Annotated in this window: 10 protein-coding genes; 9 read left to right on the plus strand and 1 reads right to left on the minus strand. The window is 33.1% G+C overall.

The genetic code is table 11. The features are described 5' to 3' along the window. The first annotated feature begins 3 nt into the window (after positions 1-3). The 7 genes from GN138_RS04965 (at position 4) to GN138_RS04995 (ending at position 10,991) form a co-directional block, all read left to right on the plus strand. Positions 4-1,293 carry a glycosyl hydrolase family 17 protein gene (locus tag GN138_RS04965; RefSeq protein ID WP_157362688.1) on the plus strand — a complete coding sequence of 430 codons (1,290 nt, stop codon included), beginning with the start codon at positions 4-6 and terminating at the stop codon, positions 1,291-1,293. Between the two features lie 2 nt (positions 1,294-1,295). After that, positions 1,296-2,351, plus strand: a complete 1,056-nt coding sequence (locus GN138_RS04970) for a glycoside hydrolase family 2 TIM barrel-domain containing protein (RefSeq protein WP_157362689.1) — start codon at positions 1,296-1,298, stop codon at positions 2,349-2,351. Between the two features lie 181 nt (positions 2,352-2,532). After that, positions 2,533-3,993: a glycoside hydrolase family 30 protein gene (locus tag GN138_RS04975; protein WP_231743045.1), complete on the plus strand. Its 1,461-nt coding sequence runs from the start codon at positions 2,533-2,535 to the stop codon at positions 3,991-3,993. A gap of 1 nt (position 3,994) precedes the next feature. Next, a complete protein-coding gene (locus tag GN138_RS04980; RefSeq protein WP_157362691.1) occupies positions 3,995-5,404 on the plus strand; it encodes an MFS transporter in 1,410 nt (469 codons plus the stop codon). An 83-nt stretch (positions 5,405-5,487) separates the two neighbouring features. Further along, the gene (locus tag GN138_RS16010) at positions 5,488-7,671 is read left to right on the plus strand and encodes a galactose-binding domain-containing protein (protein ID WP_197429317.1); all 2,184 of its coding nucleotides are present in this window, start codon (positions 5,488-5,490) and stop codon (positions 7,669-7,671) included. A 127-nt stretch (positions 7,672-7,798) separates the two neighbouring features. After that, the gene (locus tag GN138_RS04990) at positions 7,799-9,916 is read left to right on the plus strand and encodes a thioredoxin domain-containing protein (protein WP_157362692.1); all 2,118 of its coding nucleotides are present in this window, start codon (positions 7,799-7,801) and stop codon (positions 9,914-9,916) included. A gap of 70 nt (positions 9,917-9,986) precedes the next feature. Next, complete coding sequence (locus GN138_RS04995) at positions 9,987-10,991, plus strand: LacI family DNA-binding transcriptional regulator (protein ID WP_157362693.1); 1,005 nt, start codon at positions 9,987-9,989, stop codon at positions 10,989-10,991. Positions 10,992-11,062: 71 nt separating this feature from the next. Here the strand turns inward: GN138_RS04995 and GN138_RS05000 are convergent, their stop codons facing one another. Next, positions 11,063-11,488 carry a hypothetical protein gene (locus GN138_RS05000; RefSeq protein WP_157362694.1) on the minus strand — a complete coding sequence of 142 codons (426 nt, stop codon included), beginning with the start codon at positions 11,486-11,488 and terminating at the stop codon, positions 11,063-11,065. A 222-nt stretch (positions 11,489-11,710) separates the two neighbouring features. Between GN138_RS05000 and GN138_RS05005 the strand changes: the two genes are divergently transcribed. Both GN138_RS05005 and GN138_RS05010 read left to right on the plus strand, forming a co-directional pair. Continuing rightward, the gene (locus GN138_RS05005) at positions 11,711-13,033 is read left to right on the plus strand and encodes a M20/M25/M40 family metallo-hydrolase (RefSeq protein ID WP_157362695.1); all 1,323 of its coding nucleotides are present in this window, start codon (positions 11,711-11,713) and stop codon (positions 13,031-13,033) included. A gap of 9 nt (positions 13,034-13,042) precedes the next feature. Beyond that, positions 13,043-13,645: an alpha-ketoglutarate-dependent dioxygenase AlkB family protein gene (locus GN138_RS05010; protein ID WP_157362696.1), complete on the plus strand. Its 603-nt coding sequence runs from the start codon at positions 13,043-13,045 to the stop codon at positions 13,643-13,645. Positions 13,646-13,650 lie beyond the last annotated feature (5 nt).

Genomic DNA, 13,650 nt, shown 5'->3' on the forward strand with positions numbered 1-13,650 from the left:
TATATGTTAAAGGGTTTCAAATTATCGATAGTTGTAATTATAGTACTTCTGGCATTTTCTTGTATAAATGAAAATAAGAAAAGCGAAGCACTATCGATAAATGAAAACCACAGTATCAATGCAGAAAACATTTTAGGAAACCCAGAATATTTAGCTATTTCTTATGGTGGTTACCGTCATAAGGATAGAAATATTCAGCCAACAATTCCAGAACTTAAGGAAGATATTAAAATCTTAAGCGCTATGGGAATAAAAGTACTGAGAACCTATAATGTACATTTTGAGCAAGCTGCCAACTTGTTAAAAGCAATTACAGAATTAAAGCAAGAAGATTCAAATTTCGAAATGTATGTAATGCTTGGTATATGGATTGATTGTAAAAATGCTTTCAACTCTAGTAATGGAGCGCCAGACCATAATCAAGAAAGTGAACGAAATCCGGTTGAGGTTAAAACCGCTGTAGAGTTAGCAACGCAATACCCAGAAATTGTAAAAATTCTTGCTGTTGGTAACGAAGCTATGGTAAAATGGGCAACATCTTATTATGTAGAACCTTGGATTATTTTAAAATGGGTTAATCATCTTCAAGATTTAAAACAACGAGGCGATTTACCTAAAGATTTATGGATAACTAGTTCAGATGATTATTCATCTTGGGGAGGAGGCGATGCCATCTATCATACCAAAGATTTAGAGAAATTGGCGCATGCTGTAGATTACATTTCTATGCATACGTATGCTTATCATAATTCGCATTACAATCCAGAATTTTGGAAAGTTCCTGAAAATGAAGAAAATTTATCAGACAAAGAAAAAATTGACGCAGCCATGTTGCGTGCACTAGAATTTGCTAAAACGCAATACGATTCAGTTGTAAATTACATGAAAAGTATTGGTGTTAATAAGCCAATTCATATCGGAGAAACCGGTTGGGCTTCAATATCTGGAGGTCATTATGGTAAAAATGGGTCTAGAGCTACAGACGAATATAAGCAAGGGTTGTATTATAAACATATTCGTAATTGGACTAATAAAAATAATATATCAGTTTTTTATTTTGAAGCCTTTGATGAACAATGGAAAGATGCAGCCGATGAATTAGGTTCTGAAAATCATTTTGGCTTAATCAATCTAAAAAGTGAAGCAAAGTATCCCTTGTGGAGTTTGGTAGATGACGACGTTTTTAAGGGATTAACAAGAGACGGCAAACCAATTACAAAGACATATAACGGAAATTTAGACGCTTTAATGAAAGATGTCTTAGTACCAAATACAGATTATCCAAGAGATTAATAATGAAGAAATTTTTAGTCATAATCACTGCTATATTCACTTTTGTTTCGTGTAAAAAACAGACAAAAAATGAAGAGGTTTCATTTAAAGAGGAAGCTTCAAAATTTGATGTAGTTTCAGTATCGGGAAGACAATTATTGTTAAATGATGAACTTTATTTAATAAAAGGCATTTGTTATCATCCTGTACCAAAAGGAGATTCTATTAAAAGAGATTTTGGCACCTTAACCCAAGATTTAAAACTAATGAAAGAAGCTGGCATAAATACTATAAGAGTTTATGCACCAATTGTAGAAGAACGTGTTCTCGATGAAATTAGTGAAGCTGGTATTAAAGTAATTGTAGGATTTGGTTACAACCAAGGTGGAAAAAATGATATCGTTTCGGGCACATTTATAGATTATGTCAATACATATAAAAACCACAAGGCTATTTTGATGTGGGAATTGGGTAATGAGTACAACTATCATCCAGAATGGTTTAATGGTGATATTAAAAACTGGTACACTGCAATGAATGATGCTGCAGCTCTAATTCATAAAAATGACCCATCGCACCCTGTAACTACGGCACATGGCGATTTACCAAAAGAATTAGCGCGTTCTATGAGTCCAAATATTGATGTTTGGGGAATGAACGTGTACCGTTCTGTAAGACCAGAAACCATTTTTAAAGAGTGGAAAGAAGTCAGTGATAAACCTATGTATTTATCCGAAACAGGAGCAGACAGTTATATGCAAATGGCAACCGATAAATATAAGCAAGGTGTAAATGAATTAATGCAAGCTGATGCTACAGAAATAATTTTAAATGCCACATTTAGTGGTAAAGATATTTGCTCTGGAGTTACTTTATTTCAATTTACAGATGGCTGGTGGAAAGCCGGAAACAACAATGTACAAGATACAGGAGGAACAGCACCAAATAGTACAGGAGTTCCTTTTGATGGTAGCCCAAACGAAGAATTTTGGGGTATTGTAGATATCGATAGAAATAAGAAAAAAGTATATGAAATTGTAAAAGACATCTATTTAAAGGAAAATAAAATTGAAGATTAGATAGAAATAATTTAACTATTAAATCCTCTATATAATTTCTCTATAAGATGAGCCTTTTTAAGAAACATTTTGTTGCGTTTTTTAAAGGATAAGAATAAACTAAAACTAAATAACTAAAACTAATATCTAGAATATGACAATAATAAGATATGGCTTAGCAGCACTTTTAATTTTCACAATTATGAGCTGCAATTCCGATAAAAAAGAAATTAAAAACTTAGATGTCGAAATTTATGAAACCTCAGAAAGTGGTAACAAGCTTACAAGGATTACTGAGTTTTCAACAGCAGACTCTTTAGCTGTTATTAAGATTTTACCAGAACAAAAATTTCAAACTATAACTGGTTTTGGAGGTTCGTTTACAGAATCTTCGGCTTACTTATTAAACAAGTTAAGTAAAAAGAATCGCGATACAATTCTTCAAGCTTATTTTGCAGAAGGTGGTGCACAGTACTCATTAACCAGAACGCATATTGCATCTTGTGATTTTTCTTTAAATAATTACACTTATGCGCCAAAGGAAGATGATATGGAAATGGAGAGTTTCAATATTGATGAGGACCGAGACGATTTAATTCCTATGATAAAAGATGCACAAGCCATTTCTCAAGATGGTTTTAAAATTATTTCTTCACCATGGACGTCACCACCTTGGATGAAAGATAACAAAGCTTACGTTGGCGGAAAATTATTACCAAAATATTACGATGCATTTGCACTGTATTTTTCTAAATATTTAGAAGCTTACAAAGCTGAAGGTATAGATATTTGGGGTTTAACACCAGTTAATGAGCCACACGGAAATGGTAATAATTGGGAAAGCATGCACTTTTCACCAGAAGAAGAAACAGATTTTGTACAAAATCATTTAGGACCTAAACTCGAATCAGATGGATTTGGAGACATAAATATCTTAGGCTACGACCAAAACCGAAAAGGAATACAAGAATGGGTAGATGCTATGTATAAAGATGAAGCTTCTTCTAAGTATTTTGATGGATTAGCCATTCATTGGTACGAAAGTACATTCGATTATTTACCAAAAGAATTACAATATGCACACAACAAATCACCAAACAAATACCTTATAGAAACGGAAGGTTGTGTAGATTCTGAAATTCCTAAATGGCAAGATGATGCTTGGTATTGGAAAAAAGAAGCAACTGATTGGGGTTGGGATTGGGCTTCGCCAGAAGACAAGCACTTGCATCCAAAATATGCGCCAGTAAATCGTTATGCTAGAGACATCATTGGTTGTTTAAATAATTGGGTTGACGGATGGGTAGATTGGAACATGGTTTTAGACCGACAAGGTGGACCAAATTGGTTTGAAAATTGGTGTGTTGCTCCTGTTATTGTAGATCCAGATTCTGATGAAGTTTATTTCACACCACTTTATTATACAATGGCTCACTTTAGTAAATATATAAGACCAGGAGCAGAAGTTATTGGTGTAGAAAATACAGATGACGATTTAATGGTTACTGCTGCTAAGAATCCAGATGGTTCTATTGCAGTAGTTTTATTTAATGAAGGTACATCATCTAAGAACTTTGCGTTGACACTTGGAGAAGAAAATGTAAGCGTAAAAATTAATGCACAAGCTATCCAGACTATTATAATTCCTAAAAAAGTTAGATAATATGTCTGCAATAGCCAATAAAGTTTCGCTTGGAAAAAAGATAGCATTTGGAGTAGGTATGCTTGCCAATCAAATGTTTCCTGCTGTTATTGGTATTTTCATTGTTGTACTGGTTAAAGATTTAGGTTTTCCTGGATGGATGTGGGGCGTGGTGTCTTTAGCACCAAGAATTTTTGATGCCATTACAGACCCAATTATGGGTTACATTTCAGATAACACTAAATCGCGATACGGAAGACGACGACAATACGTTTTTATCGGTGCCATTATTATGGGAATTGCCTTTGTGATAATGTGGCAATTATTTAGAGAAAATTCATTAGACTTCAGCTTTTGGTATTTTTTGTTTACCTCTTTTCTGTTTTATTTAGGATTAACCATTTTCAGTGTGCCGTACGTAGCCATGGGTTATGAAATGAGTGATGATTTTCATGAACGTACAAGTATTATGGCTGTTGCACAATGGATTGGGCAATGGGCTTGGGTAATTGCACCTTGGTTTTGGGTAATTATGTACGATCAAGAGTGGTATGCTACTGCAGATATAGCTGTAAGGGAATTGGCGATTTGGGTTGGTGTTATATTTGCTATTTGCGCAATGGTTCCTGCTATTTTTATTAAAAGTAAGTCAACTGTAAATCAAAATTATTCGGCACTAACCATTAAAAATATTGGTGGTAGCTTAAAGGAAATTGGCAATAACTTTGTAGAGGCATTTAAATCAGTACCTTTTAAAAAACTATGTTTTGCAACGTTTTTTGTGTTTAATGCTTTTAATACTGTTGCAAGTTTTACCTTTTTTATTATTGTTTATTATCTTTTTAACGGAGACGCTGCAGCTGCTGGTATTTGGCCAACGCTTTTTGGAAGTGTTGGAGCTTTAGTTACCACCTTTATTGTGATTCCAATAGTGGCAAAAATGTCGAAAGCATTAGGAAAGAAAAAAGCATTTATGCTTTCTCAAGGTATATCAATAGCAGGTTATATAATGTTATGGTTTTTATTTATTCCGGGAAAACCATATATGTTTCTATTTGCACTTCCATTTTTTTCATTTGGTATAGGAGGTTTATTTACGCTTATGATGTCTATGACAGCAGATGTTATTGACTTAGATGAATTGCAAACAGGCAAGCGTCGCGAAGGTGTTTTCGGTGCAATATATTGGTGGATGGTAAAATTTGGATTTGGTATTGCAGGTGGCTTAAGCGGTCTAATTTTAACCATAATAGGTTTTGATTCATTATTAGAAGTACAACCTGAAGGGGCAATAACTGGTTTGAGGTTATTTTTCTCTGGGTTTCCTATAGTAGGAACCCTTGCCGCAATGTATATAATGCGTAATTATGATTTGTCAGAAACGCGTGCAAATGAGATAAGAGCAGAATTAGAAAAGAGAAAATCCAATTAATGTTAAACGGTATTTAGAGGGATACTTTTTTAATAGCGCAATTGTTACTAAAATAAATAATAAACTAAATAAACACAATGATTATGAGAAAATTTACATTTTTTTTAATCCTAATGACAATGTCATTTGGGTTTACTCAGAATTTAGCTCTAACAGGTAGTGCTTCCGCTTCTACTGAAGGGCAACCAGCAAGTAATGCTATAGATGGAAATGCAGCAACCAGGTGGGAATCAGCTTTTGAAGATCCGCAATGGATTACTATAGATCTTGGCGCAAGTTATACTATTGGGCAAGTAGTGCTTAATTGGGAAGGTGCTTATGCAAGTACATACGAAATTCAAATTTCTGATGATGCAACTTTTGCTACCTATACAACAATTTATGCTACAACTTCAGGAGATGGAGGTATAGATAATCTTATTGTTGATGGTACAGGGCAATACGTAAGAATGTATGGAACAGTTAGAGCAACACCTTATGGTTATAGTTTGTGGGAATTCGAAATTTACGAATACAATGCGGCAACTGATGCGACATTGTCAGATTTACAAGTAGATTCTGCTACCATATCTGGTTTTGATCCAGGTATAACAAGCTATGACTATGAATTGCCGGCAGGTACAACAGTAGCACCAACAATTACTTCTGCAACAGCAACGGTTACAACAGGAACAAATGTAACTATTACCCAGGCGTCATCTGTGCCAGGAAATGGGACGGTTGTAGTTACTGCTGCAGATGGTACAACTACAGAAACATATACGGTTTCTTTTGATGTACCAGCTGAAACCACACCAACCTCTGCAGCACCAACACCACCAGCAAGAAACACTTCAGATTACATATCAATATTTAGTGATGCTTATACCAATGTAGCTACGGTAAATCTAAATCCAAATTGGGGACAATCTACAGTGCAATCGGTTGTGGATATTGCAGGTAATAACACATTGAGCTATGATAGTTTTAATTACCAAGGAACAGATTTTGGAGGTGCACAAGATATTTCTAACATGGAATATTTACATGTAGATATTTGGACAAATACAGTAGCAACTAATATTTATGTTATTAGTTCTGGACCAGAAATACCACATGCTATTTCGTCAGTTGATGGTTCTTGGCAATCATTAGATATACCTGTTGCTGGTATCACAGGAGATTTAACCAGTGCTATTCAATTTAAATTTGATGGTGGAGATGGAACAGGTATTATGTATATAGATAACTTATACTTTTGGAAAAACCCTTCTGCTTCAGGTACTGATGCTACCCTAAGTGATTTACAAGTAGATAATGCAACAATAAGTGGTTTTTCTTCAAATACATTTAATTATACATACGAACTCGCACCAGGAACCACTGTTGTACCGCAAATAACTTCTGCTACACCAACAGATGCAAATGCAACTTCTGTAACAATAACACAAGCTACCGACATACTTGGAAATGCCACTGTAGATGTAGTGTCTCAAGATGGAACAGTTACTGAGACTTATACTGTAACTTATTTGTTATCTGGTCCGGATGCTGCTGCACCAACACCAACACATGATGAAGTTAATAACCAAGTAATTTCAATTTTTAGTGATGCTTATACTGATTTAGCTGGTACTAACTATAACCCAGATTGGGGCCAATCTACAGTTGTTACCATAGAGTCTGTAATGAGTAATGATGCTCTAAAATATGCTGGCTTAAATTATCAAGGTACTAATTTAGGAAGTACAGATGGTGGTGTTTCTCAAGATGTATCTTCTACTACACACTTACATTTAGATTTTTGGACAGCAAATTCAACTGTAATAGATTTTTATGTATTAGACCAAGGTGCTGGTGAGGTGTTTTATTCTTTGCCAATTCCGGCTGCTTTAGGTGGAGATTGGGTTAGTGTAGATATTCCGTTAAGTCATTATACTTCAGGAGGAGAAGTATTAACAGATATTCATCAGTTTAAGGTTACAGGAGATGGAACGGTTTATTTTGATAACATCTATTTTTATAATGAAACAGCTTTAAGCGTTGGTGATTTTGAAGTTGAAGAATTTAAGGTGTATCCTAATCCTACAAACAGCGTATGGAATATTACTAGCAGTACTCAAATAAATATCGTAGAAGTATTTAATGTAATGGGTAAAAAAATTATCACAATCCAACCAAACGCAAATGAAACTAGTATAGATGCTACATCTTTAAATTCGGGAATTTACTTTGTAAAAATTGATGCAGCAACAGGTTTAAAAACCATTAAATTAATTAAAGAATAAGATTAATAGCGATATATCTAATTTTTTGATAAAGCGTGTTTATATAATTTAAACACGCTTTTTTTATAAAATAACTTTTAGAAGTTTTAATTTAGTTGTACCTCTATAGTTAATAAGAAAATACTAGATGTTTACTAAGTTACATTTCTACATATTATTAGTCGCAATTCTAACTAGTTGTTCTCAAGGTAAAGAAACTAAGGAAACTGATATTGCTAATAAGTCTAACGACTTAATAAATGAAACCAGTCCTTATTTACTGCAACACGCTTATAATCCTGTAAATTGGAAAGCATGGCATAATGAGACATTAAAACAAGCTAAAGATGAAAATAAATTAATTGTAATTTCTGTTGGTTATTCTGCATGTCATTGGTGTCATGTAATGGAGGAAGAAAGTTTTGAAAACGATTCTGTAGCCAAGCTGATGAATGACAATTTTATTAGCATAAAGGTAGATAGAGAAGAGCGACCAGATGTAGATCAAATTTATATGGATGCTGTTCAGTTAATGACAGGTAGTGGAGGATGGCCTTTAAATTGTATTGCGTTACCAGACGGTAGACCTGTTTTTGGTGGCACTTATTTTACAAAAAAACAATGGACAAAAATCCTTAAGGATATGTCTAAATTGTATAAAGAAGACCCAGAAAAAGTAATAGCCTTCGCCGAAGAATTAACTGAAGGTGTAAAAAACTCTGACTTAATAACGGTTAATAAAGAAGACATTCAGTTTAACCCGATGGCATTAAAGACTATGGTGAAAAAATGGCGCGCCTCTTTAGATTTTACAAACGGAGGTGAAAAGAAAGTGCCAAAATTTCCCATGCCTAGTAATTTAAATTTTCTATTACGATACAGCGACCAATATAAAAATAAAGCGCTTCAAGATTATGTAATGACTACTTTAGTAAAAATGGCAAATGGTGGCATTTACGACCAAATTGGAGGTGGTTTTTCTCGCTATTCAGTCGATGATAGGTGGCATGTGCCTCATTTTGAAAAAATGCTCTATGATAATGCACAATTAGTAAGTCTGTATTCTAAAGCGTATCAACTCACAAGAAACGATTATTTTAAAACTATAGTCTCAGAAACTTTAGAGTTTGTTGATAAAGAATTAACTCAAAACGATGGTGCGTTTTATTCATCATTAGATGCAGATAGTTATAATGCCCATGGAGAATTAGAAGAAGGTGCATATTACACTTGGACTGAAAAAAAATTAAAAGAATTACTCAATAACGATTACAACTTATTTAAGTCTTATTATAATATTAATGGCACAGGTAAATGGGAAAAGGATCGCTATATCCTTTATAAAACAATATCTGATAAGCATTTCGCAGCATCAAATAATTTAGAAGTAACAGAATTACAAACCAAAATTCAATTTTGGAAAACTATTTTGACTAAAGAAAGACGCAATAGAGAAAAACCAAGAATTGATGATAAAGTTTTAACTTCTTGGAATGCATTAATGTTAAAGGCATACGTTGATGCCTATCGTGTTTTTGGGGAAGAATCTTATCTTGAAAAGGCAATTAAAAATGCTATATTTATAAAAGAGAATCAGATCAATACAGACGGTTCAATGTTTCATAATTATAAGGACGGTAAAAGTACAATCTCTGGTTTTTCTGAAGATTATGCACATACTATAATGGCTTATATTGAATTGTACCAAGCTACTTTTAATGAAGAATGGTTAAATACTGCAAAGCAATTGGCAGATTATTCCATAGAACATTTTTTAAATAAAGAAACACAGATGTTTTATTTTACATCAAATAAAGACCATACTTTAATTGCGCGTAAAACGGAAGTTTATGATAATGTTATAGCATCATCTAATTCGGTATTAGCAGAAGGTTTATTCAAATTAGGGCATTATTATTCTAATAAAAAGTACGCTGGTTTTGCAATACAGATGTTAAGTAATATGAATGCAGATATTAAAAAATCACCATCTTCATATTCAAATTGGTTGGTGTTATATTTAAATTATTCTAATCCCTTTTACGAGATAGCTATTTCTGGAAAAGATGTAGATTTCAAATTAACAGAATTAGATCAAACTTATTTGCCTAATGTGCTAGTATCTGGTGCAGCAAATAAAAGTAAACTGCCCTTATTACAGAACAAGTTTATAGAAGAAGAAACATTTATTTATGTTTGTATTAATGGTACTTGTAAAATGCCAGTGACTAGCACAGAAAAAGCATTAAGCCAAATATTAAAGTAATTTTTTTATTGAAAACATATTTTGAAAAAGGTATAATTAGTAGTATCTTTTTTATTTAAAAAATATTATAATGACAACACTCAAAGAATTAGCTGCCCTCTTAAATATTTCTGTATCTACAGTTTCTAAAGCTTTAAATGATAGTCATGAAATTAGCGAAAACACAAGACTTCGAGTTAAAGAATTAGCAACAAAATTAAATTATAAACCCAACCGAATAGCACAGCAATTAAAAACAAATAAATCTAAAACTATTGGCGTGATTTTACCAACGGTTACAAATCCATTTTTTGCAGAGGTGTTGCATGGTATAGAGATGGCAGCAACCAATAATGATTATGATATTATAGTTTGTCTTTCTAACGAAACGTTACATAAAGAAAAACGTAGTTTAGAATTGTTGTCTAACGGCAGTGTTGATGGTTTTATAATGACCGTTGCTAGAGAAAGTCAGGTGCAAAAGGATACAAGTCACATTACAGAAGCTATAAGTAATCAACTTCCTGTCTTAATGTTCGATAGGGTAATAGATGATATTGCGTGTAATAAAGTTATAGTAGATGATTTTCAATCAGTATATGAAGCGACAGAACATTTAATAATTAAAGAGCAAAGAAAAAACATTCTTCTAGTAAGTAATATTGAAGAATTAAGTGTTGGAAAACTTAGAATTGAAGGTTACACAAAAGCACTAACAGATCATAACTTAGAACCACATATATTAAAATTAGACCACGCTGTAGATTTAGATGTGGAGGCTAAAATTTATAATTATTTACAAGCAAATACGTCTATTGATGCAATTTTATCTATTGATCACGTTACAGGAATTGTAGCAATAAATATGGCAAAAAAATTAGGATTGGATATTCCAATAGATTTATCTGTAATTGGTTTTGGTTATGAGCATACACAATTATTATCAAGTCCAAAAATCTCAATTATTCATCAAAAAGCGCATAAAATAGGTGAAATTTCTACAAATTTATTAATAGAACAAATTGAAAATAAGGACTCAGACATACAAACTATAGTTGTACCAAGTGAATTAAAATATACCGAATCGGTTATATAAAAAATAAAATTTAACGCACAAAAAAAGACCCAACTAAATTGAGTCTTTTTTTATTTGTTTTAAAAGGAATATTATAGACCTTTAACTTTGTCTGCTGCAGTATCAACAGCATCGCTTCCTGCTTTTTTTGCAGCATCTACAGCATTTTTACCTGTTTCTTTAGCGCTATCAACTGCACTGTTAGCAGCGTCTTTTACAGAATCTACTGCATCGCCAGCAGCCTCTTTTGCACTGTCTACAGCGTTACCCGCAGCATCTACAGCACCATCAGCTGCTTCACCAATAGCTTCACCTGTAGAGTCTACAGCTTCACTTGCAGCATCTACTGCACTATCAGCAGCTTCGCCTACAGCTTCAGCAGCATCATCTACAGCTTCACTAGCAGAGTCTGCAGCGCTTTCCATAGCTTCGCTAGCTTTATCGGCAGTCTCTCTACAAGAAGTAAATGATAATCCTAATGCAGCAACTAGTGCTAAACTTAATACAACTTTTTTCATTTTAATAGTTTTAGTGTTAATTTTTGTTAATGTACGAAAATACTAATTTCATCGTAATTTTAACATAATTTTTTGAATATTCTGTGTATAATATGTACATATACGAACTTAAAATGGGGTTTGGACTATTTTTTTATTCTTTTTATTTAAATATTCTTGTATCTTTTTTAACAATTTTGCAATTCTATTTATTTAACAAATAAACTTCAAACTGACCTGACAATGAAAACCATAAATTTTAATATTAAATGTTTAGCCATAGCTATATTGTATTGCTCTTCAATTATTGGTTTTTCTCAAAATAATAAGAGGGAAAATAAAATTATAAAAGCAGTAGATAAACATTCTAAAGAAGCTATAGAGTTAATTAAAACATCGGTAAATATTAACAGTGGTACTATGAATTTTGAAGGTGTAATGAAAGTCGGTGCACTATTTAAAAAAGAATTAGATCAATTAGGATTTACTACAAAATTAACCAGTGGCCAAGCTTATGGAAGAGCTGGTCATTTAATTGCGACACGAAAAGGAAAAAAAGGACCAAAGTTTTTAATGATAGGTCATTTAGATACTGTTTTTGAATTAGATAGTCCGTTGCAAGAATACACTATGCTAAATGATTCTATAATGAAAGGTCCTGGCGTTGCGGACATGAAAGGAGGTGATGTTATTATTATTTTAACCATGAAGGCTCTAAAAGAAGCTGGTGTTTTAGATGATATGTCAATTGAAATTATAATGACTGGCGATGAAGAAAAAAGTGGAAAACCTTTAGAACTCTCTAAAAAGGATTTAATTGAAGCTGCTAAAAAAGCAGACATAGCTTTAGGGTTTGAAAACGGTGACAATAACCCAAAAACCATTGTAGTTGCTAGAAGAGGTTCTACGGATTGGAAACTTACAGTTACTGGGAAACCAGCACATTCTTCACAAGTATTTACAGATAAAATTGGTACAGGTGCTATTTATGAAACTTCAAGAATACTAAATGAGTTTTATCTTCAATTAGCAAAAGAGAAAGATTTAACGTTTAATCCAGGTTTTATAATTGGAGGTACTAAAATTAAGCAAGATGATGACGGAACAGGTGGACATGCCTTTGGTAAAACCAATGTAGTCTCCCAAGAAACAATTGTTCGTGGTGATTTAAGAGCGGTTTCTTTAGAACAATTAAAAAAAGCAAAAACTATAATGCAGAATATTGTGTCAGAAAATTATCCGCAAACTAATGCTATATTAGAATTTTCGCCTGGTGGATATCCGCCTTTATCTTTAACGGAAGGGAGCACCAAGCTCCTAGGTTATTTTAATACGGTAAGCGAAGATTTAGGTTTTGGTACTGTAACCGCTGTAAATCCAAGAAATGCTGGTGCAGCAGATATCTCTTTTACATCTGCATATGTAGATATGGCTATTGACGGTCTAGGACTTACAGGAGGAGGTGGTGATCATACTATTAAGGAGTATGGCAATTTAAATACTGTGGCAACACAAGCAAAAATAACAGCAGTTTTAATGTATAGATTAGTGAATTCTAAATTTTAAATAGGAAGAATGGACTTATTTAATACAGAATTAACCACTAATCGTTTACCATTCGATGGCGAAGTATATTATTATGGTCCTATAATGTCTATAGCTCAGGCACAAGATTATTATGAAAAATTACTCAAGAATATTGAATGGGAGAACGATAAAGCCATCATTTTTGGAAAATTAATTATTACAAAACGCAAAGTGGCTTGGTATGGAAATAAACCATTTAATTATACCTACTCTAAAACAACTAAATCAGCCTTACCTTGGAATAAAGAACTTCTAGAACTTAAAAAACTAGTAGAACTAAAAACAGGAGAAACGTTTAACTCTTGCTTACTTAACTTATATCACTCTGGTGAAGAAGGTATGGCCTGGCATAGCGATGGTGAAAAAGATTTAAAAAAGAATGGAGCCATTGCATCGTTGAGCTTTGGCGCTGAGCGCAAATTTGCTTTTAAGCATAAAAAGACAAAGCAAAACGTTTCAATACAACTTGTAAAAGGAAGTTTGCTAGTAATGCAAGGAGAAACACAAACCCATTGGTTGCATAGGTTACCTCCAACTAAAAAAGTAAAAACTCCTAGAATAAATTTAACGTTTAGAACAATTGAGCTATAATCCTA

It is taken from the genome of Winogradskyella endarachnes, from assembly GCF_009741275.1.
GTDB lineage: Bacteria > Bacteroidota > Bacteroidia > Flavobacteriales > Flavobacteriaceae > Winogradskyella > Winogradskyella endarachnes.

Excerpts from the sequence above, each read along its gene's own strand:
- GN138_RS04965 (WP_157362688.1), top strand. The coding sequence starts at position 4 with ATGTTAAAGGGTTTCAAATTATCGATAGTTGTAATTATAGTACTTCTG.
- GN138_RS04970 (WP_157362689.1), top strand. The coding sequence starts at position 1,296 with ATGAAGAAATTTTTAGTCATAATCACTGCTATATTCACTTTTGTTTCG.
- GN138_RS04975 (WP_231743045.1), top strand. The coding sequence starts at position 2,533 with ATGAGCTGCAATTCCGATAAAAAAGAAATTAAAAACTTAGATGTCGAA.
- GN138_RS04980 (WP_157362691.1), top strand. The coding sequence starts at position 3,995 with ATGTCTGCAATAGCCAATAAAGTTTCGCTTGGAAAAAAGATAGCATTT.
- GN138_RS16010 (WP_197429317.1), top strand. The coding sequence starts at position 5,488 with ATGAGAAAATTTACATTTTTTTTAATCCTAATGACAATGTCATTTGGG.
- GN138_RS04990 (WP_157362692.1), top strand. The coding sequence starts at position 7,799 with ATGTTTACTAAGTTACATTTCTACATATTATTAGTCGCAATTCTAACT.
- GN138_RS04995 (WP_157362693.1), top strand. The coding sequence starts at position 9,987 with ATGACAACACTCAAAGAATTAGCTGCCCTCTTAAATATTTCTGTATCT.
- GN138_RS05000 (WP_157362694.1), bottom strand. The coding sequence starts at position 11,488 with ATGAAAAAAGTTGTATTAAGTTTAGCACTAGTTGCTGCATTAGGATTA.
- GN138_RS05005 (WP_157362695.1), top strand. The coding sequence starts at position 11,711 with ATGAAAACCATAAATTTTAATATTAAATGTTTAGCCATAGCTATATTG.
- GN138_RS05010 (WP_157362696.1), top strand. The coding sequence starts at position 13,043 with ATGGACTTATTTAATACAGAATTAACCACTAATCGTTTACCATTCGAT.